At 64.2% G+C, this 23,452-nt stretch carries 19 protein-coding genes; 13 read left to right on the forward strand and 6 right to left on the reverse strand.

Annotated features, from left to right (window positions below):
• Window positions 1-186 precede the first annotated feature (186 nt).
• Complete coding sequence (gene ileS, locus M1E10_RS11845; protein WP_499176583.1) at window positions 187-3,306, forward strand: isoleucine--tRNA ligase; 3,120 nt, start codon at window positions 187-189, stop codon at window positions 3,304-3,306.
• A gap of 138 nt (window positions 3,307-3,444) precedes the next feature.
• Window positions 3,445-4,068: a hypothetical protein gene (locus M1E10_RS11850; RefSeq protein WP_499176584.1), complete on the forward strand. Its 624-nt coding sequence runs from the start codon at window positions 3,445-3,447 to the stop codon at window positions 4,066-4,068.
• Window positions 4,069-4,080: 12 nt separating this feature from the next.
• On the opposite strand, the gene M1E10_RS11855 is transcribed toward M1E10_RS11850, so the two are convergent.
• Window positions 4,081-4,536, reverse strand: coding sequence for a nucleoside deaminase (locus M1E10_RS11855; RefSeq protein WP_499176585.1), 456 nt, complete (start codon window positions 4,534-4,536; stop codon window positions 4,081-4,083).
• 153 nt (window positions 4,537-4,689) lie between these two features.
• Here M1E10_RS11855 and M1E10_RS11860 point away from each other — a divergent pair, with 153 nt between their 5' ends.
• From M1E10_RS11860 to M1E10_RS11870, 3 genes are read left to right on the forward strand one after another with little or no spacing between them, the layout of a single operon-like run.
• On the forward strand, window positions 4,690-6,888 hold the full coding sequence (locus M1E10_RS11860) for a pseudouridine synthase (RefSeq protein WP_499176586.1): 2,199 nt from the start codon (window positions 4,690-4,692) through the stop codon (window positions 6,886-6,888).
• 6 nt (window positions 6,889-6,894) lie between these two features.
• Entirely contained in the window at window positions 6,895-7,455 is a 561-nt protein-coding gene (rsmD, locus tag M1E10_RS11865) for an RsmD family RNA methyltransferase (RefSeq protein WP_499176587.1), read from the forward strand.
• 13 nt (window positions 7,456-7,468) lie between these two features.
• Window positions 7,469-8,347, forward strand: coding sequence for a patatin-like phospholipase family protein (locus tag M1E10_RS11870; protein ID WP_499176588.1), 879 nt, complete (start codon window positions 7,469-7,471; stop codon window positions 8,345-8,347).
• On the opposite strand, the gene M1E10_RS11875 is transcribed toward M1E10_RS11870, so the two are convergent.
• The gene (locus M1E10_RS11875) at window positions 8,344-10,146 is read right to left on the reverse strand and encodes a monovalent cation:proton antiporter-2 (CPA2) family protein (protein WP_499176589.1); all 1,803 of its coding nucleotides are present in this window, start codon (window positions 10,144-10,146) and stop codon (window positions 8,344-8,346) included. The two genes, M1E10_RS11870 and M1E10_RS11875, sit on opposite strands and share 4 nt — an antisense overlap.
• 102 nt (window positions 10,147-10,248) lie before the next feature.
• On the opposite strand from M1E10_RS11875, the gene M1E10_RS11880 reads away from it, so the two are divergent.
• The 6 genes from M1E10_RS11880 to lpxK all read left to right on the forward strand — a co-directional run bounded on the left by M1E10_RS11880 (window position 10,249) and on the right by lpxK (window position 16,059).
• Window positions 10,249-11,595 carry a TldD/PmbA family protein gene (locus M1E10_RS11880; RefSeq protein ID WP_499176590.1) on the forward strand — a complete coding sequence of 449 codons (1,347 nt, stop codon included), beginning with the start codon at window positions 10,249-10,251 and terminating at the stop codon, window positions 11,593-11,595.
• Entirely contained in the window at window positions 11,595-12,407 is an 813-nt protein-coding gene (locus M1E10_RS11885) for a 3'(2'),5'-bisphosphate nucleotidase CysQ (protein WP_499176591.1), read from the forward strand. The genes M1E10_RS11880 and M1E10_RS11885 overlap by 1 nt, the downstream gene beginning before the upstream one ends.
• 60 nt (window positions 12,408-12,467) lie before the next feature.
• Window positions 12,468-12,710 (forward strand): DUF4170 domain-containing protein, encoded by a 243-nt coding sequence (locus tag M1E10_RS11890; RefSeq protein ID WP_029617206.1) that lies wholly within the window; start codon window positions 12,468-12,470, stop codon window positions 12,708-12,710.
• A 167-nt stretch (window positions 12,711-12,877) separates the two neighbouring features.
• Window positions 12,878-14,197: a 3-deoxy-D-manno-octulosonic acid transferase gene (gene waaA / locus M1E10_RS11895; protein WP_499176592.1), complete on the forward strand. Its 1,320-nt coding sequence runs from the start codon at window positions 12,878-12,880 to the stop codon at window positions 14,195-14,197.
• Window positions 14,194-14,925 (forward strand): HAD family hydrolase, encoded by a 732-nt coding sequence (locus M1E10_RS11900; RefSeq protein WP_499176593.1) that lies wholly within the window; start codon window positions 14,194-14,196, stop codon window positions 14,923-14,925. Before waaA ends, M1E10_RS11900 begins: the two co-directional genes overlap by 4 nt.
• Window positions 14,926-15,015: 90 nt before the next feature.
• Window positions 15,016-16,059, forward strand: a complete 1,044-nt coding sequence (lpxK, locus tag M1E10_RS11905) for a tetraacyldisaccharide 4'-kinase (RefSeq protein ID WP_499176594.1) — start codon at window positions 15,016-15,018, stop codon at window positions 16,057-16,059.
• 4 nt (window positions 16,060-16,063) lie between these two features.
• Here the strand turns inward: lpxK and M1E10_RS11910 are convergent, their stop codons facing one another.
• Window positions 16,064-16,297, reverse strand: coding sequence for a DUF2093 domain-containing protein (locus M1E10_RS11910; protein ID WP_029617202.1), 234 nt, complete (start codon window positions 16,295-16,297; stop codon window positions 16,064-16,066).
• Between the two features lie 86 nt (window positions 16,298-16,383).
• Window positions 16,384-18,186, reverse strand: a complete 1,803-nt coding sequence (mutL, locus tag M1E10_RS11915; RefSeq protein ID WP_499176595.1) for a DNA mismatch repair endonuclease MutL — start codon at window positions 18,184-18,186, stop codon at window positions 16,384-16,386.
• Window positions 18,187-18,505: 319 nt separating this feature from the next.
• Here mutL and M1E10_RS11920 point away from each other — a divergent pair, with 319 nt between their 5' ends.
• Window positions 18,506-20,086, forward strand: coding sequence for a response regulator (locus M1E10_RS11920; protein ID WP_499176596.1), 1,581 nt, complete (start codon window positions 18,506-18,508; stop codon window positions 20,084-20,086).
• A gap of 93 nt (window positions 20,087-20,179) precedes the next feature.
• Window positions 20,180-21,532, forward strand: a complete 1,353-nt coding sequence (locus M1E10_RS11925; RefSeq protein ID WP_499176597.1) for a putative bifunctional diguanylate cyclase/phosphodiesterase — start codon at window positions 20,180-20,182, stop codon at window positions 21,530-21,532.
• Window positions 21,533-21,633: 101 nt separating this feature from the next.
• Here M1E10_RS11925 and M1E10_RS11930 read toward each other — a convergent pair whose 3' ends face one another.
• Window positions 21,634-22,275, reverse strand: a complete 642-nt coding sequence (locus M1E10_RS11930) for a PRC-barrel domain-containing protein (RefSeq protein WP_499176598.1) — start codon at window positions 22,273-22,275, stop codon at window positions 21,634-21,636.
• A gap of 179 nt (window positions 22,276-22,454) precedes the next feature.
• Window positions 22,455-23,339, reverse strand: coding sequence for an SMP-30/gluconolactonase/LRE family protein (locus M1E10_RS11935; protein ID WP_499176599.1), 885 nt, complete (start codon window positions 23,337-23,339; stop codon window positions 22,455-22,457).
• Between the last annotated feature and the right edge of the window lie 113 nt (window positions 23,340-23,452).

Here is a 23,452-nt window from a genome sequence, read left to right on the forward strand (position 1 = left end):
GCGGCACAATGACGTATTCTTCGGTGGCCCGGATCATTCGAATTATCGGCCCGGCCCTCCCGGCAGCTTGAACAGCCGCGGGAAGGTCCGGGTTTTTGGCGCTTGGATGTTTCCTCGCGCGCTCGCCGCCACTCCATGACAGAAGTTTTCGCGACCACGCCGGTCGCCCTATCCGATGGCTGATCCATGACCGATACCCCGAATACCACCCAAGACAAGCTCGACTACTCCAAGACCCTCTACCTGCCCGAAACCGAATTCCCGATGCGCGCCGGACTGCCGCAGAAGGAGCCGGAAATGGCAGCGAAGTGGAAGTCGATGGACCTCTACAAGAAGCTTCGCGCCTCCGCCGCCGGCCGCGAGAAGTTCGTCCTGCACGACGGCCCTCCCTATGCCAATGGCAACATCCACATCGGCCACGCGCTGAACAAGGTGCTGAAGGACGTCATCACCCGCTCCTTCCAGATGCGCGGCTATGACAGCAACTACGTGCCTGGCTGGGACTGCCACGGCCTGCCGATCGAATGGAAGATCGAGGAAAAGTACCGCGAAAAGGGCAAGGACAAGAACGAGGTCCCGGTCAACGAATTCCGCCGCGAATGCCGCGAGTTCGCGCAAGGCTGGATCGACATCCAGTCGGAAGAATTCCGCCGCCTCGGCATCGAGGGCGATTTCGACAATCCCTACACGACGATGGCCTTCCACGCCGAAGCGCGCATCGCCGGCGAACTCCTGAAGATCGCCAAGTCCGGCCAGCTCTACCGCGGATCGAAGCCGATCATGTGGTCGGTCGTCGAGCGCACGGCGCTGGCCGAAGCGGAAGTGGAATATGCGGAGGTCGAGAGCGACACGATCTGGGTGAAGTTCCCGGTGAAGGATGTTCAGGGAGCTTTGAAGCTCCGTGGGGGTGATGGTCGGGACGCATTTGCTGACGCTGTGGCCGACACTAATGCGCTGAACGAACTCAAGCAGGCCTCCGTTGTCATCTGGACGACCACCCCCTGGACCATCCCAGGCAACCGCGCGATCTCGTTCTCCTCGAAGATCGAATATGGCCTCTACGAGATCACCGAAGCCACGAACGAATTCGGCCCGCAGCCGGGCGAGAAGCTTATCTTCGCCAAGCGCCTCGCTGAAGATGCAGCTACCAAGGCCAAGGTGACCCTCAAGCTGGTCCGCGACGTGACCGGTGCCGAACTTGCAGCCATCACCTGCGCCCACCCGCTGGCAGCCTGGGCCCCCTCATCCGGTCCTTCGGACCACCTTCTCCCCGCCGGGGAGAAGGGAGGGCTGGCGGACGCCGCATCCTCCCCCTCTACCCAGCGGGGAGAGGGTGGCGCGAATGCGCCGGGTGAGGGGGGCTACACATTCCAAGTCCCGCTCCTCGACGGCGACCACGTCACCGATGACGCCGGTACCGGTTTCGTCCACACCGCCCCGTCGCATGGCCGCGAAGACTTCGAGGCCTGGATGTCCAATGGTCGCGCCCTGGAAGAGCGTGGTATCGACACCAAGATCCCGTTCCCGGTCGATGACGCCGGCTTCTACACCGAAGACGCCCCCGGTTTCGGCCCGTCCGCCGAAGGTGGGGCCGCCCGCGTGCTCGACGACAACGGCAAGAAGGGCGACGCCAACAAGCGCGTCATGGAGGCCCTGATTAAGGCGAACAACCTCTTTGCCCGCGGCCGCATCAAGCACGAATATCCGCATTCCTGGCGCTCCAAGAAGCCGGTCATCTTCCGCAACACGCCGCAGTGGTTCGTCTACATGGACAAGGAGCTCGGCGACGGCACGACGCTGCGCACCCGCGCGCTCTCGGCCATCGACCAGACCCGCTTCGTGCCGGCCGGCGGCCAGAACCGCCTGCGCGCCATGATCGAGCAGCGCCCGGACTGGGTGCTCTCGCGCCAGCGCGCCTGGGGCGTGCCGATCTGCGTCTTCGCCGATGCCGACGGCAATGTCCTGCAGGACGATGCCGTCAACGCTCGCATCCTGGAAGCCTTCGAGGCCGAAGGGGCGGATGCCTGGTTTGCCGAAGGCGCCAAGGATCGCTTCCTCGGAAACGGGCATGACGGCGAAAAGTGGCAGATGGTTACCGACATTCTCGACGTCTGGTTCGACAGTGGCTCCACCCACACCTTCACGCTGGAAGATCGCCCGGACCTGAAATGGCCGGCCGACGTCTATCTCGAAGGCTCCGACCAGCATCGCGGCTGGTTCCATTCGTCGCTCCTGGAAAGCTGCGCCACCCGTGGCCGCGCGCCCTACAACGCCGTCGTCACCCACGGGTTCACGATGGCCGAGGACGGCCGCAAGATGTCGAAGTCGCTCGGCAACACGGTGACGCCGCAGGAGATCATGGGCCAGTCGGGCGCCGATATCCTGCGTCTCTGGGTGATGAACACCGACTACTGGGAAGATCAGCGCCTCGGCAAGACGATCATCCAGACCAATATCGACAGCTACCGCAAGATCCGCAACACGATCCGCTGGATGCTCGGCACGCTGGCGCACGACCATGGCGACGAGATCGCCTATGCTGACTTGCCGGAACTCGAGCGTCTGATGCTGCATAGGCTCTCGGAACTCGACCAGCTGGTCCGCAAGGGTTACGACGAATTCGACTTCAAGCGCATCGTGCGCGCCCTGTCGGACTTTGCCAATGTCGAGCTCTCGGCCTTCTACTTCGACATCCGCAAGGACGCGCTCTACTGCGACGCCCCGTCGAGCCTGAAGCGCCGCTCGGCCCTCTTCGTCATCCGCAAGCTCTTCGACTGCCTGGTCCTGTGGTTTGCCCCGATGATGCCCTTCACCACGGAAGAGGCCTGGCTGTCGCGCGATCCCAATGCCGTCTCCGTCCACCTGGAGCAGTTCCCGGAGATTTCCGGCGAGTGGCAGAACGATGCGCTGGCGGAGAAGTGGAAGAAGGTCCGCACCGTCCGCCGTGCCGTCACCGGCGCGCTCGAAATCGAACGCAAGGAAAAGCGCATCGGCTCGTCCCTGGAAGCAGCCCCCGTCGTTCATGTCGGCGATCCGAACCTGTTGGCGGCTCTCGAGGGTCTCGATTTCGCCGAGATCTGCATCACTTCCGATATCGCGGTGGTGGGCGATGAAGGTCCGGCCGATGCCTTCCGCCTCGAGGACGGCACGAAGGTCGCGGTCGAGCCGAAGCTTGCCGAGGGCACCAAATGCGCCCGCTCCTGGAAGATCACCAGCGATGTCGGATCCGATCCGGATTATCCGGATGTCTCGGCGCGAGACGCAGCAGCGCTGAAGGAACTGGCCGCACTCGGCCGCCTCGGCTGAACCTCGCATCGGACCGGATGATTGCGCTTTGACGCGTCATCCGGTACATCTGCCCGAAATTGGCCGGATTGTTCCGTCAGGCCATGATGACGCGGGAATCTGAAGGCGCCGGAGTGCGGTGCCGCTGGAAGGGCTTTTATGAAGACGACGCATGGGTTTCGCGCCGCTTTGAGCGTGGCCGGCATGATGGCCGGAGTGGCAATGCTCTCTGGCTGCATGGGCAGCCCGACCTATGGGACCGGCACGCCGGCAATGGAGCAGCTGGGCGATGATTTGACCTCCGCCATATCGCTGGGGGGCAATGACGATAAGACCAAGGTCGCGTACAACCCGCGCCCCAAGCTCGTGGTCGCAGGCCAGGACCGGTCCTTGCCGCCGCCGCAGACGTCGCTCGCCAACCGCGAAAACAACCCTGGCTGGGTGGAGTCGCCTGAGGAAACGCGCGTACGCCTGCGCCAGGAAGCCACCGACAACGAAAACAATCCCCGCTACCGTTCGCCCCTGCTCGCCGGCCGTGGCCAGGCTGGCCAGATGACGGAATCTGAAAAGTGGGAAGCTTTCCGCCAGGCCAAGCAAAACCAGGAAACGGTTGATGTGACGGGAGGGCGCCGTTCGCTGACGGATCCGCCGACCGAATACCGCGCCGTCGATACCGCGGTCCTGAATGATCTGGGCGAGCCCGAGATCCAGAAGGAACGCCGGCGCAAGAAGGAAGCCGAGTCCGGCAAGCAGACATCGAGCTGGTGGAAACCCTTCCAGTAAGCTGACTGCCCTTTAGCTCGGCCGCCGCGATCGGAAGAAGCCGGTCAGCAGTGTGGCCGACTCCGTTTCCGCCAGTCCCGAATAGACCTCCGGCACGTGATGGCAGCTCGGCTGGCGAAAGAAGCGGACGCCGTTGTCCACGGCGCCGCCTTTCGGGTCCTCCGCGCCGTAATAGAGCCTGCGGATGCGGGCAAACGAGATGGCGCCGGCGCACATGGTGCAGGGCTCCAGCGTGACGTAGAGATCTGCCCCGCTCAGCCGTTCCTGCCCGAGAAGTCTCGCACCTTCGCGGATCACGGCAATCTCCGCATGGGCCGTCACGTCGTTATCGGCACGGGTCCGGTTGCCGGAGCGGGCAATCACCACGCCATCGACGACGAGAACGGCGCCGACCGGGATCTCGCCACGGTCTGCCGCGGCGCGTGCCTCGCGCAATGCCTCCGCCATGAAACCGTCACTCTTAGCCATTTTCGGCGATTTCCCTCTTAACCCGGGTCCCGTGAACTGGTAGGAAGCGGACAAATCTGCGCTCCCCGATCACGGGGAAGCCTTAAGACGCACTTCAACCAATATGAATGTCCGGATCTTTCCGTTCGACATCTCGCTTCAGGCAAACAACAAATGACACCCAAAGACAAGCCGAAGCGCGGCGGAGCCAAGCCCTTCGTACGCGAAACAAAACCCAGAGCCGAAGCCCCGACCGGCTTTTCGGCGAAGGGCGGCGTGAAGCCGAGGAAAAACGCGAGCGACGCCGCGGCTGCGGAAAAGCCCTTCAAGGCGCTGAAGCCCGCTCCGGCGCGCGCAGCCTCCTCGACGACGGACGGTTCGGCAAAGCCGGAACGCATCTCCAAGATCCTCGCCCGCGCCGGCGTCGCCTCGCGCCGCGATATCGAACGCATGATCATGGAAGGTCGCGTGCGGCTGAACGGTGAGCTGCTGGAAACGCCGGTGGTCAACGCCACGCTGGAAGACCGCATCGAGGTCGACGGTCACCCGATCCGCGGCATCGAGCGCACGCGCCTCTGGCTCTACCACAAGCCGTCCGGCCTGGTGACGACCAACTCCGATCCGGAAGGCCGCGCCACCGTCTTCGACAACCTGCCGGAAGGCCTGCCACGCGTCCTGTCGATCGGCCGTCTCGACATCAACACCGAAGGCCTGCTGCTTCTCACCAACGATGGTGGTCTCTCGCGCGTCCTGGAACTGCCGACCACCGGCTGGCTGCGCCGCTACCGCGTGCGCGCCTATGGCGAGATCGAGCAGGGCGACCTCGACAAGCTGAAGGACGGCATCGCCGTCGACGGCGTCCTCTATGGTGCGATCGAGGCAACCCTCGACCGCCAGCAGGGCCACAACGTCTGGATCACCATGGGTCTGCGCGAAGGCAAGAACCGCGAGATCAAGAATGTCATGGGCGCGCTTGGCCTCGAGGTGAACCGCCTCATCCGCATCTCCTACGGCCCCTTCCAGCTCGGCGATCTTCCCGAAGGCCAGGTGGTGGAAGTGCGCGGCCGCACGCTGCGTGACCAGCTCGGTCCCCGCCTGATCGAGGATGCCAAGGCGAATTTCGACGCACCGATCTACAATGAAACCGGCGGCGAGGAGGCCCCTGACGATCACGCCGACAAGCCGGAGAAGCGCGAAAAGGGCGGCTGGGCCAAGGAAGCCCGCCCGCGGGAATCGCGTTCGCGCGATGTACGGCCCGATGCTCGGCGCGAAGACCCGCGGCGCGACAAGGCGCCAAGCCGGCCGGACACCCGTCGCGACGATCGTGGTTTCGCCGGCAAGCCGGCTCGTGGCGGCGCGCGCGACGAGCGCAGCTTCGACGAGGAAAAGCCGAAGAAGCGTCCGCCGATGGGCACCACCCGCACCGCCAACGTCTGGATGGCCCCGGGCGCGCGCCCGACCACTGATGTGAAGGGCAAGAGAACCTCCGCGCGCGCCGATGCCGAGCGACTGTTTGACAAGCCGAAGCCGCAGAACGATCGGCCGATCGTGGTGAACCGTGTTCCCGAGGACAAAGACTGGATCCGTGGCGAAGACGCGCCGGCGCGTGAAGAGGGCGGCAAGCGCTCCTTCGGCGACCGTCCCGACCGCGGCGGAGACCGCCCGAGAGGGGATCGTCCCCAAGGCGACCGCCCCAGAGGCGATCGCCCACAGGCAGATCGACCCAGAGGCGACCGTCCGACAGGTGGCCGCCCCGCAGGTGGACGTCCGAGAAGCGGCGCCCCCGGCGGCGATCGCGGCTTTGGCGACAGGCCCCGCGGCGACCGCAAGCCTCGCGAGGAGGGCGATCGTCCCCGCGCCAAATCGTTTTCGGGTGACGCCAGATCCGAGCGCCCGCGCAGCGACCGCCCCTTCGGCGACCGTCCGCCCCGCGCCGAGCGACCCTTCTCCGACAAGCCTCGCGGCGACCGCGGCGCTGCTCGTCCCGACGGCGACCGCCCACGCAGCCCAAGGCCCCGCAGCGATGCGCCCAGAAGCGATGGACCTCGCAGCGACAGGCCCCGCAGCGACAGGCCACGCAGCGAGGGTGCCCCGAGCGATCGGCCAAGAAGCGACAGGCCGCGCAGCGATGCGCCAAGAAGCGACAGGCCACGCGGCGAACGACCAGCCGGCGACCGTCCCTTTGGCGACAAGCCGCGTGGCAAGCCCTTCGGCGGCAAGCCGGGCGGTGGAAAGTCCTTTGGCGGCAAGCCTGCTGGTGGCAAACCCACTGGCAACCGCGGCAATCCAGGCGGCGGTGGTGGTGGAAAACCGGGAGGCCGTCCCCCAGGAGGCCGTCCGTCGGGCGGCAAGCCCCGCACACCTCGGGGATAAGCCTTCATGCGCATCGTCGGAGGTGAATTCCGCGGCCGCACTCTGGCCGCCCCGAAATCGAACGATATCCGGCCGACCATCGACCGGACGCGCGAGAGCCTGTTCAACATCATCGGCCACGTCTATCCCGAGGCCTTGCAGCAGACGCGGGTGATCGATCTCTTCGCCGGCACCGGTGCCGTCGGCATCGAGGCTTTGTCGCGCGGCTGCAGGTCGGCCCTCTTCGTGGAGAACAGCATCGAGGGCAGGGGACTGCTCTGGGAAAACATAGACGCACTCGGCCTGCATGGCCGCGCCCGCATCCTGCGGCGCGATGCCACCAGGCTTGGCCCTGTAGGAACGATCGAACCGTTCCAGCTGCTCTTTGCCGATCCGCCTTATGGCGCGGGCCTCGGCGAGGCGGCGCTTCTAGCGGCGCATGCCGGACGCTGGCTGGAGCCGGGCGCACTGGCAATCCTGGAGGAGCGTGCCGATGTGACGCCGAAGGCCGATCCGGTCTTCAAGCTTCTCGAGCAGCGCGTCTTCGGCGACACGCGCATGCATTTCCTGCGCTATCAGCCGGATTGAGCGGAGCGCGCAAATGAACACCAGGCTTGCCCTTCCCGATGCCGACCTGATCCGCGGCAAGAGCGACCTGACTTTTGCGATCGCCTTCGGGGGCGGCGGCGCGCGCGGCATCTCGCATATCTGCGTCATCGAGGCGCTGGATGAACTCGGCATCCGCCCGGTGGCGATCGCCGGTTCCTCGATCGGAGCCATCATGGGGGCCGCAATGGCTGCCGGCATGTCCGGTCGCGAGATCCATGACTATACCGTGCAGACCATCGGCCCGCGCGGCACGCTCACCAACAAGCTCTGGAGCCTTGGGCCGGCGTCGATGCGCGATACGCTGGGCGGCTTCAAGCTCGGCCAGTTCAATCTGGAGCTGGTGCTGAAGGCACTGCTTCCGCCGGCCATCCCGGACGACTTTGAAAGTCTGAAGATCCCGCTGAAGGTCCTGGCCACCGATTACTACGGCCAATCCGAGGTCGTGCTGGAATCGGGAGATCTCGCCCCCGCGATCGCCGCCTCTGCCGCTCTGCCGGGCATCTTCATGCCGGTGCGCATCAACGGCCGCATCATGATCGACGGCGGGGTCTTCAACCCGATTCCCTATGACCACCTGATGGATCTGGCCGATGTCGTCATCGGCGTCGATGTCATCGGTGCGCCGGAAGGAGACGGTTCCCAGGCACCCACCCGCATCGACAGCATGTTCGGCGCCAGCCAGCTGATGATGCAGTCGGCCATCGCCTTGAAGCTGCGGCTGCAGCCACCGCATATCTTCCTGCGTCCGCCGGTCAATCGCTACCGGGTGCTGGATTTCCGCAAGGCCGAGGAAATCCTGGAGCATTCAGCCAGCGTGAAGGACGACCTGAAACGCGCCGTCGACGCCATCTACCTCGCAGCCGAAGGCTAACTCGTCGCCTCGTCGGTCGCCTTGATGTCCTGTTCAGGCGCCGGAGCATGCTTCGGCTTGACGAGCGGTTCGGGCTTGACCGGCCGGTTGTGCAGCATATGGCGGCCCGCCATCAGCCCGTCGGCCGCCTGGATCAGCAGCCGTTCCTCATCCCTCTTGCGGATATCATCCTCGATCGCCATCGCTTCCGCTGTGCTCATGCCGAGCCCTTCCAGGGTCTTGCGGCCGAATAGCAGGCCGGACTCCAGCGTCTCGCGCAGTTCGTAGTCCACGCCGCGGGCCCGCAGCGAAATTGTGTGGATCCGGTCGTAGGAGCGGACGTAGAGGCGGACATTGGGAAACTCGGACCGGATGAGGTCGACGATCTTGTCGGTGACCTCCCGCTTCTGGGTCAGTACGGCAACGATCTTGGCCTTCTCGATCCCGGATGCCAGGAGCACATCCTTGCGCATGCCGTCGCCGTAATAAATCCGGAAGCCGAAGGCCGCAGCCTGGCGGATACGATCGGCAGAATCGTCGATCACCGTCACCTCGCGACCGCCGGCCAGCAGGATCTGCGCCGAAATCTGCCCGAAGCGCGAGAAGCCTATCATCAGCACGTCGGCACCGGCGCCTTCGTAGTCCTCCTCCAGTTCCTCATGCTCCACCGCCATCATCCGCCGCGACAGCGCCGCACCGAGCGGTGTCAGCGCCATGGAAATTGTGACGATGGCAATCAGCAGCGACGCCGTTTCCGACGACAACAGGCCGACGGCAACGGCCGTGGTGAACAAGACGAAGCCGAACTCGCCGCCCTGCGGCAGCAGAAAGGCGATGCGCAGTGCATCGTTTCGCGGCGAGCCTGCTGCGCGGCAGAGCGCATAGGTGATCACGCCCTTGGTCACCATTACTACCGGCACAGCAACGAGGATGAAGCCAAGCTGCTCCCAGAGCACCTCGACTTCGAGCGATAGGCCGACGGCCATGAAGAACAGGGCAAGCAGCAGTCCGCGGAACGGCTCGATGTCCGCTTCCAGCTCGTGCCGGTAGGAGGATTCGGCCAGCATGACGCCGGCAAGGAACGCCCCCATGGCCATCGAAAGACCAACCGCATGCATGGCCGCCGCAGAACCGAGCACGATCAGCAAGGCTGTGGCGATCATCACCTCGCGTGCACCCGTGCGGCCGATCACCTGGAAAAGCGGCGTCAGGAGATAGCGGCCGGCCAGGATCATCGCGCCGACGGCGCCGATGGCGATCACGACACTGGTCAGCGCCGAAGCCTCCGTTTCGCCGGCGCCTGACGCCAGGATGGTGACAAGCGCCAGCAGCGGCACGATCGCCAGGTCCTGGAACAGCAGGATCGAGAACGAGCGCTGCCCGTAGCGGCTGTTCAGGTCGCCGTCGTCGCTGAGGATCTGCAGCGCGAAGGCGGTGGAGGACAGCGCCAGGCCAAAGCCGATCACGACGCTGCCGCGCCAGTCGGCGATGCCGGCCATCATCGTGAAGCCGGTCAACAGCGCACCGGAAATCACGACCTGTGCCGACCCCAGTCCGAAGACGTCGCCGCGCATCTGCCACAGGCGTGACGGTTTCAGCTCCAGCCCGATCACGAAGAGCAGGAAGACGATGCCGAACTCCGCCACATGCAGCACCTCTTCGGCCTCGGTGATCTGCTGCAGGATAGGTCCGATCACCACGCCTGCCGCCAGATAGCCGAGCACGGTGCCGAGCCCGAGCTTGCGGAAAATAGGCGCGGCGATAACCGCGCCCGCAAGCAGCAGCAGCATCTGCGTGAACAGAGATCCTGATTCCGTCATGAAAAACTACCTTGCGCAGCGCGGGTTAGCGGAAGAATCGGAAGACGAGCCTTGATGCCTTACTTGCCGCACAATAAATGGAGCGGCAACGAAAGGTACACAATGACCTCCGAATTTGATTCCGAAACTCTTCTGACCCGCGCAACCCAGCTGATCGAACTTGCCAAGGCCGCCGGTGCCGACCAGGCCGACGCCGTGGTCGTTCGTTCCCGTTCGAAATCGGTGAGCGTTCGCCTGGGCAAGGTGGAGGGAACGGAAGCGTCGGAAAGCGACGACTTTTCGCTCAGGGTCTTCGTCGGCAACCGCGTCGCCAGCGTCTCTGCCAACCCGGGCTTCGACATCAGGACGCTCGCCGAACGGGCCGTCGCCATGGCCAAAGTGTCGCCGGAAGATCCCTACGCCTGCCTCGCGGACGAAGACAACCTGGCGCGCGACTATCCCGACCTTGATCTCTACGATGCCACGGAAGTGCCGACGGACGCGCTGCGCGATGCCGCACTCGACATGGAGCAGGCGGCACTCGATGTGGACGGCGTCAAGAATTCGTCCGGCGCCGGGGCGTCGGCAGGCATGGGCGGACTGGTGCTCGTCACCTCCCACGGCTTTTCCGGCAGCTACATGGCCACCCGCTTCGGCCGTTCCGTCAGCGTCATTGCCGGCGAGGGCACGAAGATGGAGCGTGACTACGATTTCGACAGCCGCCTCTTCTTCGCCGACCTCGACGACCCCAAGGACATCGGCCGACGCGCCGGCGAGCGCGTCGTGAAGCGGGTCAATCCGCGCCAGGTGCCGACCGGCAAGGACCTCACCGTCGTTTTCGATCCTCGCCTTGCGCGCGGCTTCGTCGGGCATATCGCCGGCGCCATCAACGGCGCTTCCGTTGCCCGCAAGACGAGCTTTCTGCGCGACAAGATGGGCAAGCAGGTGCTGAAGTCCGGCCTCAGAATCACCGACGACCCGATGATCGTGCGTGGCTCCTCCTCGCGTCCCTTCGATGGCGAAGGTGTATCCGGCAAGCGCCTCGTGATGATCGAGGACGGCGTGTTGAACCACTGGTTCCTCTCCACCTCGACCGGCAGGGAACTGGGGCTGGAGACGAATGGCCGCGGCTCCCGCGGCGGCACATCCGTGGGCCCAAGCTCGACGAACCTGGCGCTCGAGCCGGGCGATGTCTCGCCCGAGGATCTGATCCGCGGCATCGGCACCGGGTTCTACGTGACCGAACTCATCGGCCAGGGCGTCAACATGGTGACCGGCGAATACAGCCGTGGCGCAACCGGCTTCTGGATCGAGAACGGCGAACTCGCCTATGCGGTCTCCGAGGTGACGATCGCCTCCAATCTCAAGGACATGTTCATGCGGCTTACGCCGGCAAACGACATCGACCGGAAGTTCGGGGTCGCCTCGCCGACGATTGCCATCGAGGGCATGACCCTGGCAGGCCGCTGATGCCGATGGAGGTCGATGCTGAACGCTGGCGCGAAGATCTGGCGCTGATCCGGCTGGCGGCCATGGAGGCGGGCAAGGTGGCGCTGAGCTATTTCGGCCAATCGCCGGAGGTCTGGTGGAAGCAGGAGGGACGCTCCCCCGTCAGTGCCGCGGATTATGCCGCCAATGACACGCTCCAGAGCATCCTGATGGCTGCTCGCCCCGCCTACGGCTGGCTGTCGGAAGAGACTGACGACGATGTGGCAAGGCTCTCCTGCGACACGCTTTTCGTGGTCGATCCGATCGACGGCACCCGCGCCTTCATCGCAGGCGAGAAGACCTGGTGCGTCTCCGTTGCCGTCGTGCATCGCGGGCAGCCGGTGGCCGGCGTTCTGGTCGCGCCGGCTTTCGACGAGGAGTTCACGGCATCCGTGGACGAGCCGGCGCTGAAGAACGGAAAATTGATCACCGTGTCACATCCCTCGGCCGTCGAACCCTTGAAGCTTGCTGTCGCGGAAGACGTGCTGAAGCTGGTCCAGCCGGAACACAAAAACTCCGTCCACCGGGTGCGCCACGTCCCGTCGCTCGCCTATCGGCTGGCCATGACCGCCGACGGCACGATCGACGGCACGATCGTCAAGCGCAATTCCCATGACTGGGACCTTGCGGCAGCCGACCTCATCCTGGAGCGCGCCGGCGGCCGCCTGGTCGATGCTGAGGGGCGCCGTCTCGTCTATAACAGGGAAAGCGTCAAGCACGGCGTGCTGCGCGCCGGCGCGGAGCATGCGCTGGACAAGCTGCGGATGTTCATGCCGGACGATCCGACGGGTTGACCTTTCCGCCTGCGTGTCGCAATCAGGGTTGCCGGGGGGACCGGCAAAAGGGTGAAGAGAATGACGGAAACAAGCGAAAAGAAGCAATTGCTCCATCTCGTGTTCGGCGGCGAACTTTCGAGCCTTGCCGGGGTGCAGTTCAAGGACCTCGCGAACCTCGATGTCGTCGGGATCTATCCCGACTACGCCAGCGCCCTTGCAGCGTGGCGCGGCAAGGCGCAGCAGACGGTCGACAACGCTCAGATGCGCTACTTCATTGTCCATATGCACAAGCTGCTCGACCCGGATGTCAAAGGCGAATAGCATCATTTGCGGATAGAAACGGCTGCGACCGACGTTTTTGATCTCGTTGCCGCGTCCTGTAAAACCCGGTTTTGACGCAATTCGAAAGCAATGATCCGGTGACGGATGATTGCGCGGAGGACATTCAGCTTGTTGCAGGCAGCCACCACCCATCGAAGGCATACGGCATGAGCAAGGGCTTGGCGCGCGTGGCTCTGGCAGGCTACCGGGTCGCCGGCATCGTGCTGTATCCGCTTGCCTCGCCCTACCTTGCCTACCGTGCCTACAAGGGCAAGGAAGATCGCCAGCGCCGCAACGAGCGGTTCGGCTATCCGAGTGCGCCAAGGCCACGCGGCCCCCTGGTCTGGGTGCATTCCGCAAGTGTGGGCGAAACGCTTGCGATGATCCCGCTCATGCGCGAGTTCTGCCGGCGCGAAATCCACGTGCTGCTGACCACTGGCACCGTGACCTCCGCCGAGCTGGTGCGGACGCGGCTCGGCGAGCAGGTCATCCACCAGTACGTACCGATCGACCTGAAATTTCCCATCAAACGCTTCCTGCACTACTGGCGGCCGGACGCCTGCATCACGGCGGAATCGGAGATCTGGCCGACGACCGTGATGGAGCTTGCCCGCCGCAAGATCCCGCAGATCCGCGTCAACGCCCGGATCTCCGACCGCTCGTTCGATCGCTGGCGGCGCTACGACCGCGTTGCGGAGACACTGTTCGGTCAGATGTCGCTTGTGGTGGCACAAAGCGATCTGGACGCCGAACGCTTCCGTGATCTCGGCGCCTGGCCGGTGCTCGTCTCCGGCAATCTCAAGGGCGACACCGATCCGCCGCCCTTCGATGCAGAACTCGTCGAGCGCTACCGGCAGGAGATCGGCGGTCGCAGGACATGGGCGGCCATCTCGACCTTTGAAGGCGAAGAGAAGGCGGCGGGCAAGATCCACAAGGCGCTGAAGGCGCGCAATGGTCAGCTGACGATCATCGTGCCTCGCCATCCGGACCGGGCGGATGGGATCGAGGAGATGCTGAAGGCGCAGGGCCTCATCGTGGCGCGGCGGTCGCGCAACGATGCGATCACCCCGGAGACCGACGTCTTCCTGGGTGACAGCATGGGCGAGATGGGCCTCTATCTGCGCCTGACGGAGGTTGCCTTCGTCGGCCGATCGCTGACCGGCGAGGGAGGGCAGAACCCGCTCGAGCCTGCCATGGTCGGCTGTGCCGTCCTGTCCGGAAGCCGCGTCGACAATTTTCGCGATGCCTACGCGAACCTCGTGCGCAGGGGCGGCGCCCGCCTGGTGCGCGATACCGAAATGCTGGCCAAGGCCGTGCATTATCTGCTGAGCAACGACGTCGCACGCAAGAAGATGATCGAAGCCGGCCAGGAGACGGTGCAGGAGATGCGTGGCGCCCTTTCGGCCACCGTGAAGGCCCTGGAGCCCTACATCAATCCGCTCACCGTCAGCGCCCGGCTCCAGCCCCGCAACGTGGCGGCGCAATGAGCCTCGATCGTTTCGGTGACATCGCCGGGATACTCTTCGACAAAGATGGCACCCTCATCCGCTATGACGAGAGCTGGGGACCGGTGAACCGGGAGGCGGCCCGCATCGCGGCAGCCGGTAGACCCGATCTCGAACTTCCCCTTCTGAGAGCGGCCGGCATGGATCCCGTGTCGGGCCATACGCTCGCCGACAGCCTGTTTGCCGCCGGCAATGCCGCAGAGATCGCGGCGGGCTTTGTGGCCGCCGGCTCGCCGCTGGCAATCAGAGACCTGACGGAGCTGCTCGATGCGCTCTTCGTTCGGGCGACCGACTATGCCGTCCCCGTGACGGATCTTCGGACCCTGTTCTCGACCCTGAAGGGCAGGGGCCTGAAGCTCGGCATTGCCTCCAGCGACAACGAGCTCTCGATCCGCCAGACGGCAGCGCGCTTCGAGATTGCCGAATACGTCGATTTTGTCGCGGGTTACGACAGCGGTTTCGGCCCGAAGCCGGAACCGGGGATGGTGTTGGGCTTCTGTGCCGCGACAGGCCTTCCCCCAACCCGCGTTGCCATGGTCGGCGACAACAACCACGACATGGTGATGGGGGCAGGCGCCGGCGCACTTTTGAAGATTGGCGTCCTGACCGGGACGGGAAGCAGGGAGAGCCTGCAGCCGCATGCGGACATCTGCCTTGACAGCATCGCTTCCCTGGTGGCGTTGCTGCCGCGACCGGTGGCGTCCGTCTGATAGCAGCCAACCCACCGCCCGCCCTTGCCTTTTTCGGAAAACTGCCATTTTGTGCTCTGCTGTTGCGTAACATCCCGGGGGACCTCATCGATGGTGTCGGAAGCGCCGCCTTTCTGGTGGACGAAAGCCGATTGGCGTGCCTGGAGCCTGGCGCCCGTCTCCTATCTGTATGGCAGGGTCGCCGGCCGCAGGCTGGTGAAGGGCAAGCGGGTCAGTGTGCCGGCGCCGGTCATCTGTGTCGGAAACTTCACGGTCGGCGGTGCGGGAAAGACCCCGACGGCCATTACGCTGGCGCGGGTCGCAAAGGAACGCGGCTTCACGCCCGGCTTCCTCAGCCGCGGCTACGGCGGCTCGCTCGATGTCACGACGATCGTCGATCCTCACCATCACCGGGCGGGGGCTGTGGGTGACGAGGCTCTGTTGCTGGCGCGCGAAGCCATGACGGTCATCTCGCGGCGCCGCTTCGAAGGTGCCCAGAGGCTAATCAGCGAGGGCGTTGACCTGATCATCATGGACGACGGCTTCCAGAGCGCCCGCATCGAGCTCGACGTGGCGCTGATCGTCATCGACAGCGTCCGCGGCATTGGCAACGGCCATCTCGTTCCCGGTGGACCGGTACGGGCGCCGATCGACGAGCAGATGCGCCAGCTCTCCGCTATCCTCAAGGTTGGTGATGGCGATGCGGCCGATCTTCTCGTGCGCCAGGCAGCTCGGGCAGGAAAGCCCGTCTACGTCGCGTCACTCGTGCCGCGTCCGGCACCGGACCTTTCGGGAAAGCGGGTGCTGGCCTTCGCGGGCATTGCCCATCCGGCAAAATTCTATCGCACCCTGGAAGCTCTCGACGCGACCATCGCTGTCAAGCGATCGTTCCCCGACCATCACTTTTTCAGCGACGACGAGATTGCCGACCTGGCGGCCGATGCCGAACGTCAGGGCCTCCTGCCGGTGACCACTGCCAAGGATGCGATGCGCCTCCTCAGTGGCCATGGCCCCGCAGATGCGCTTCTGCAAAAGCTCAAAGTGGTGGAGGTCGATATGGAGTTTGATGATCCTCACGCCCCCGCCGCCCTCATCGACCAGGCGGTCGCTGCCTACCGCCAGAGACGGCTGCGGGACGGTCGGGAAAACCTGTAAGGCCTCAGGCCCGGCGCTGGTTCGGCAGCGTGCCCGCCCGCTTGTCGGCCTCCATCGAGGCGGCGGCGTCCACATAGGCTTCCTGCCGCGCCACGCTCCAGTAGCGCAACTCGTCGAGCGGGATCTGCACGCCGGTCACGGCACAGATCACATGCGATCCCGACGTCTGCAACTGATAGTCTCCATCGAGATAACGGATCTTGGCTTCACGGCTGCCGCTTCCCTCGAACCGGTTCATCTGTCGTCTCCTGCCGAAAATAATGCGCTTCGCTTTACAGCGGGTGCGACGCCAGCACCAGCCTCTTGCTGGCTTGCGACCGCCGGTCAACTCCGCCCGAACAGCCGCTCGATGTCGGTCAGCTTGAGTTCGATATAGGTCGGCCGGCCGTGATTGCACTGCCCGGAACCCGGTGTCGTCTCCATCTGCCGAAGCAGCGCGTTCATCTCCTCGGGACGCAGGCGCCGCCCGGATCGCACCGAGCCGTGGCAGGCCATCGTGGCCGCGACGTACTCGAGCTTTGCGCGCAGGCCCCCGGCGGTGCTCCACTCCGCGACTTCGTCGGCCAGATCGCGAACCAGCCCCACCGCATCGATCTCGCCCAGCATGGCAGGCGTCTCGCGAACGGCGATAGCACCCGGCCCGAAGCGCTCGATGGCAAGGCCGAAGCGGTCGAGTTCGGTGGCGTGTGCCATCAACCGGTCGCAGTCCTCTTCCGGCAGGTCGATGATTTCGGGAATGAGCAGTGATTGCGAGGGCAGCCGCCCGGCGTCGAGCGCCTTGCGCATCGCCTCGAACACCAGCCGTTCGTGTGCCGCATGCTGGTCGACGATGACGAGCCCGTCGTCCGTCTGCGCCACGATATAGTTCTCGTGCAGCTGCGCCCTTGCGGCCCCCAGCCGGTGGTGGGATCCGCCGTCTTGCACGGCGGACACGTTGATGGCCTCGGACGCAGGCTCTGTCCGGGCCGATGGCATCGTCATGGTCCCGAAATGCGCCTGCGGCGCCTCCGACAGACCGTCGGACTGCCACAGCGGCCGCGAAGGCGAGGTCTCGGCAGACCACGGCTGGGCTGCCGCTGCAGCCGGATACCCGACACGGAAAGCACTGGCGAGACCGCTTCCGCTGGTGGTTGCGGCACGGCTGCCTTCGCGGGCAAGCGCTTCACGGATGGCGCCGACGATCAGGCCGCGCACCAGCCCGGGGTCGCGGAAGCGGACATCGGTCTTGGCCGGGTGAACATTGACGTCGACGAAGGCCGGATCGAGGTCGATGGAGAGGACGGCGACGGGATAGCGGCCGGACGGCACGGTCTCGGCATAGGCGCCGCGGATGGCCGATAGTATCAGCTTGTCCTGGACAGGCCGTCCGTTGACGAATGCGTATTGATGGGCGGAGTTGCCGCGGTTGAAGGTGGGCACGCCGGCAAAGCCGGTCAGCGACACTTCGTCGCGGCGTGCGTCGATCTCGATCGCATTATCCTTGAAATCGCGCCCGAGGATCTGGGCGATCCGGGCCAGCGCATCCTCGCCCGTAGACGGCAGTTCGAGCGTCGACCGGTCCGGCCCGGAAAGCACGAAACGGATGGCCGGGAAGGCGATCGCCATGCGCTTCACCATCTCGGTGATCGCTCCGGCTTCCGCGCGCTCAGACTTCAGGAATTTCAGTCGTGCGGGCGTTGCGAAGAAGATGTCGCGGACCTCCACGACGGTCCCCTGGTTGGCGGCAGCCGGGCGGACGGGGGAGGTGGTGCCGCCGATGACCGAGACCTGCGATCCCTGCGCATCGCCGCTCCTCCGGCTGGTAATGGTAACTTTCGCCACCGATCCGATCGATGGCAGCGCCTCGCCCCGGAAGCCGAGCGTCCGGATGTCGTCGAGGCTCTCGGTGATCTTGGAGGTACAGTGGCGCCGGACGGCAAGCTCCAGGTCCCGGGCATCCATGCCGCAGCCGTTGTCGGTGATCCGCAGCAGGCTTTTACCTCCGCCGGCGGTTGCAATCTCGATTCGAGTCGCCCCCGCATCGATGGCGTTCTCGACCAATTCCTTGGCTGCGCTGGCCGGGCGTTCGATCACTTCGCCGGCGGCGATCTGGTTGATGAGGGTCTCTGAAAGGAGCTTGACTGCCATCCCGTGATCTTCCCGGATTCGCTCCGGGATGGGAAGACCTCGCGGTCGAGATTAAGCGGCTCTTAAGACAATCTCCATAGGGTTCTGGAGAACGGGGAATTCCAGCATCCCCGGATGCTTCTGATCGCAATCAGCTGGGATTGTGATCGCGACGAGAGGCAGCCGCGCCGATACCAGCATGCCCGACCCACCGCTAAGAGGACGCCGACGCTCGTTTCACAAAACCGGCAGCGAGGCGCCCAATATCGAGATCTGATCTGTGATACGGGAAGAGCAAGAAACGAATGCCACGGTGTGGCCGGAGGCAAATATCCCCGGCATGCTGTTGGAAACGGTGACGGAGGCGGTCTCGGCAACTGTCCTGCTGTATGATCGCAACGACGAACTTGTTTACGCAAGCTCGTCGGACCCGACGCTTGTGCCTGTCCCTCCATCCCTCCTCACTGTCGGGACCCGCCTGCGTGATCTGCTCGACGCTCTCTACTATGCGGGTGGTCGGGACTTTCCCGGCGACGGTCGGCAGAGCCAACCGATGGGCCGCGACGACTGGATCGCGAACAAAATCGCGTCGCTCTGGAAGGAGCGCTCGGAATTTGTCGAGAAACGCGGCGACCGCTGGGTTCGCTATCAGAAGCGACGTCTTCCCAATGGCTATGGCGTCTGCGTCGTGCAGGACATCTCCGAGCAGAAAAAACGCGAGGATCAGCTGCATGCGACTGCCGAGCGGGTCCAGCTCCTGGAAGACGTCATCGATCAACTGCCGTTTGCCGTCTGCGTCAAGACGCAGGACATGGTCTACGTTGGCGCCAACCAGAGCTTCAGCCGCTTCGTCGGTATGCCGGTGGATGAAATTCTTGGCAGAACCCCGGGCGAAGTCTTCGCCCCTGAAGTCGCCCGGCGCCTGGAAGGCATAGGGCATCAGATTGCCCGGAACGGCATTTTCGTCACTGTCCCGGAGCGCCTTTCCACTGCCGACGGCATGGAAATGGACGCTGTGGTGCGACAGTTCCGCATCGGCAAGCCGGGTCGCTACTTCATCGTCACCGCAATCGAAGAGACGCCTACCCTTCAGAGCCTCACAACTCAGGCCCCGGCCGATGAAGCCGAGGTTCGGCGCTCTGCCGTGGACTACGGACTTGCCATACAGGACATCGCCGGCCGCAAGGTTCTCATCGCGACAGCGTCTCTGGCACTGTCGGCGGCGGCCGTGGAGGCGCTGGCTGAACTGGGTGCCGACGCTGCCGCCGTGCGCAACGCCCACGAAATGGAGATGTTTCTTGTCGCAGCAGGTGAAGCGCGCGTGACGGTCGATCTGTTGCTGGTCGATTCCGACCTGTCGGGGCCCTGCGCCGCGGTGGCTTCGCGCTTTGCTGTTCCCATGATCGTTGCGGAGCACGATCAGCTGATAGGTGGCCTGCATACCCATGTCGCCGACATCTTCAGCCTGCGTCCGGCCACCCCCGTCGGTGGCGAGCTGCAAGATACCGTAGTGGAAGCCGGAAACCTGATCGATGTCCTGGTGGCGGAGGACAATGCGGTAAACCAGATCGTCTTTTCACGGATACTGGAGGGCTTCGGGTATCGCTTCAAGATTGCCAAGGACGGTGAGGAGGCGGTCGCCCTGTGGCGGGATCTGTCGCCGCGCCTGGTGTTGATGGATATCACCCTTCCGGGCATCAACGGGTTCGAGGCAGCCCGCCGTATCCGCGAAGTTGAAGCGGGAGAAATGGGTTTGTCGCCGACGCCGATCATCGGCGTCTTGCCGCATCCCTTTGATCGGGACCGGAACGACTGCTTCGCTTCAGGCATGAACGACGTCATCCTGAAACCCTTGAGCCCCGAGATGCTGGAGGCGGTATTTGCGGCCCACATGCCTGCCCATATCGCTCTAAGGGCCTGAACACGTTCGATTTATGCAAAGCGGGGCAGAGAGGTTTATTAATCTTTCTGCCTCATTGTCGGGAATGAATGTGTACAGAGTATCGGATTTCCCATGGCGTCGGCGGGCAATCTGTTGCCGCAGGTCAGTCAAAACGAACTGCAGGCAATGGCATACAGCGACCCTCTCACAGGTCTTGGCAATCGCTATCGCCTGAGGGACAAGGTGCGGCTGCTCTCTGCCGAGCGCGCGCAGGATCCTGCACCCTTCACCATCTGCATCGCCAATCTCGACGGCTTCAAGCCGATCAACGATCTTTTCGGCGCCGAGGCAGGTGACGAAATTCTCTGTCAGGTCGCCCATCGTCTCAAGGCGTGCATGCCCGACGGTGCGACCGTGACGCGTCACGACGGTGATGAATTCGCTTTCGTTCTGCCGCTGGTGTTCGAACGTTTGGGCGCCGAGCGTATCGGCCAGATGATGAAGGATGTCCTGTCGGCCCCCTATGACCTCGGCGACCGCAACGTTCGTCTCTCGGCCTCCTTCGGCTTTGCCATCTACCCCTTCGCCGGCGAGGAATTCGAGGACTTGCTGAAGAGCGCGGAAACGGCGCTCTACCGCTCGAAACGACGCGGGCGGGGGCAAATCACGGTATTCTCGCAGGAAATCGCGCAGGAGATGAAGCGCTCGACGCAGCTTGAGCAGGCGCTAAGGACCGCCGTGATCGCCGATGCCGTCGATACGCATTTCCAGCCGATCGTCCGCCTTCGAGACGGTGCGGTTCTTGGTTTCGAGGCACTGGCGCGCTGGATCGACCCCGATCTCGGCTTCGTTTCACCCTCCATCTTCGTACCGCTTGCGGAAGAGCGCGGGTTCATTGATGCCCTGTCGGACACCTTGCTTCGGAAGGCGGCCGAGGCCGCATTGCATTGGCCGAATGAGCTGTTCCTGTCATTCAACCTGTCATCGGCCCAGTTGATGGATACGGGGACAAGCCAGAGCATCCTGGCAACCTTGGCGCAGGTCGGACTCGATCCGCGGCGTCTGGAACTTGAAATCACAGAGACTGCGGTGATGACGTCTGCCGATACCGCCCACCGTATCATCGCCGACCTCCAGGCCCACGGCGTGAAGATCTCGCTCGATGACTTCGGAACCGGCCAGTCGAGCCTTGGCCGCCTCAGAGACTTCACGTTCGACAAGGTCAAGATCGACCGCGCCTTCGTCTCCCAGATTACCACCGACCGCGCATCGGAGCATATCGTCAAGGCCATCGTGGCCATGTGCGCGGGTCTCGATCTCGAAGTGGTTGCAGAAGGCATCGAGAGTGTCGCCGATGCCGAAAAGCTGACAGCGCTCGGCTGCGAAATGGGGCAGGGCTACTATTACGGCAAGCCGGTAGACGCAGCCGCAACCCAGCACTACCTGCAGCAACACTACGGCACGGTCGCCTCCCAGCGCAGCTAGTAGGTCGTCGCATTCTTCAGACTTTTGGATGCCTGAACATGAAAAGGCGGCGCCGCAGCACCGCCTCATCATTATGCCTCAACGCGTCCCTCGTTCCAGACTCAGTCGTTAGGCTGGGTCGTCGACGGGGTTGTGGCGTTGGTTTCCGGCATGGGGGCGGTGCCGGTCGCCGAGGTGGTGCTGGCGTCGGTTGCCGCCTGCTGGTCATCCAGGGTCATGAATTCCGGCGCTGCCTCGAGCGATTCGGCGGTTTCAGTGGTAGTCAGGCGGATCTCGTTGGTCTCGGTATCCCGCGACATCGTGATCAGGTCCATCGGGACGGCAACATCCTTTTCGCCGATGCCGAGGAACCCGCCGACGCCAATCACGGCCGCGACGATGCCGCCCTGTTCTTCCAGGATGAGGTCGTTGACGTCACCGATGCTCTCGTCTTCGGAGTTGTATACGGGCTTCCCGATGTAATCGTTGGCGCTGATCTGTGTTTCCGACTGCTCGGTGATGTAGGTACCAGAACCTGCCGCCATGTCGGTGGACGTGTCGGAAGTCGCTGGTGCAGCGGCGCTACCCGTGGTGCCTGCTGCCGGAGCGGCTGCACTGCCATCCATGGGCTGCATCGCCGGATCTGCCGGAGCGGCCGGGGAAGCCGGTGTCGCTGGATTGGTGGTCTGGGCCAGTGCCGGCGCGATCGCGGTAGAGGCCATCAGGACGGCTGCCGCCGCCAGTGTGCTGAATGTCTTATTCATGTCTAACCTACCTTTTCTCGTTACCGGAGCAGCGTCTGTGGTGTCGCTGCCGCTCCGGCAATACAATGGCCAGGCCAGGGGTTGGTTCCCGATGTCCGCTGTCACGTGCGCGGCTGTCAACGCATGAGATGCTCAAGAGACCGGTGAGCCGGAGCCTTCTGTGATCCCATCCGGCCCGGTCAGAGCCGGAATGTTGGCTCCGCTATTCCCCGGGCTTCTATTGCGAGGCCGAAGATCTGCCCCGCATGCCGGTCTTCCTCCCGTTCAGCGGCGTTCAGGCCCTCCCAAGCGGAGGTGATCGCCAGCGTGTCGAGGTCTGGGCCGTAGAAGGCAGGGCAGGTGGTCCTTTTTGCCGGCAGCGCGTGGGCAGAGAGGTGGACGCCGTCGGCGCTATAGCAGTCGAGCTGGCCTCCGCCCCACCTTGCGTTCCAGATGTTGCCCTCCGCGTCGCATACGGAGCCATCCATGCCGCCCGGACGGTCACTGGTGTCGACCAGCACAGACGCCGGACCGGTCGGCAGGCCGGTGGCAGGGTCGAGCGCCACGCGCATCAGCCGGTTCACCCGTGTGTCGACGAAATGGCCAGTTCTCCCGTCCGCCGAGAAGCAGATCGAATTGGGAATGGAGATATCGCCGAACAGCTTTGTGACCCGCCCCTGCGCGACATGGTAGATTGCACCGGCGCCCTCTTCTGCGCCTTTGCCCATGGTCCCGATCCAGAGGCTGCCGCTCGGATGGATGCGGCCGTCGTTCGACCGGTTGGACCGCCGGCCGGGCTCCAGTTCGCAGTAGAGGGAGAGGGTGCCGTCCATGCGGTTGCGGATGAAGAGGCCGCTTTCGGTCGCCAGCAACTGCTTTTCGTCATCGATCCGCGCCACCACGCTGGCCATGACAGGAAGCGGATGGGCCTGCTGCTCACCGGATGCCAGGCTTAGTTCATGGAGCGTCCTGCCGAGGATGTCGAACCACCACAGCGTGTCGGTTTCCACTTCATAGCTCGGTCCCTCGCCCAGCTCGCAAACGGTGGATGAAAGGATGTGGCCGGCGAAAACTGTAGCAGACATGCAGTGCTCCTCTGATTACCAGGCGCGCAATCTGTATGTCGTGATGCCGGAGGGCAAGCCCGCACTGGCTTCCTTTGGATGGGAACATGGAGCGAGGCTGGATAAACCGATCT

It is taken from the genome of Rhizobium sp. PK7-22, from assembly GCF_056530405.1.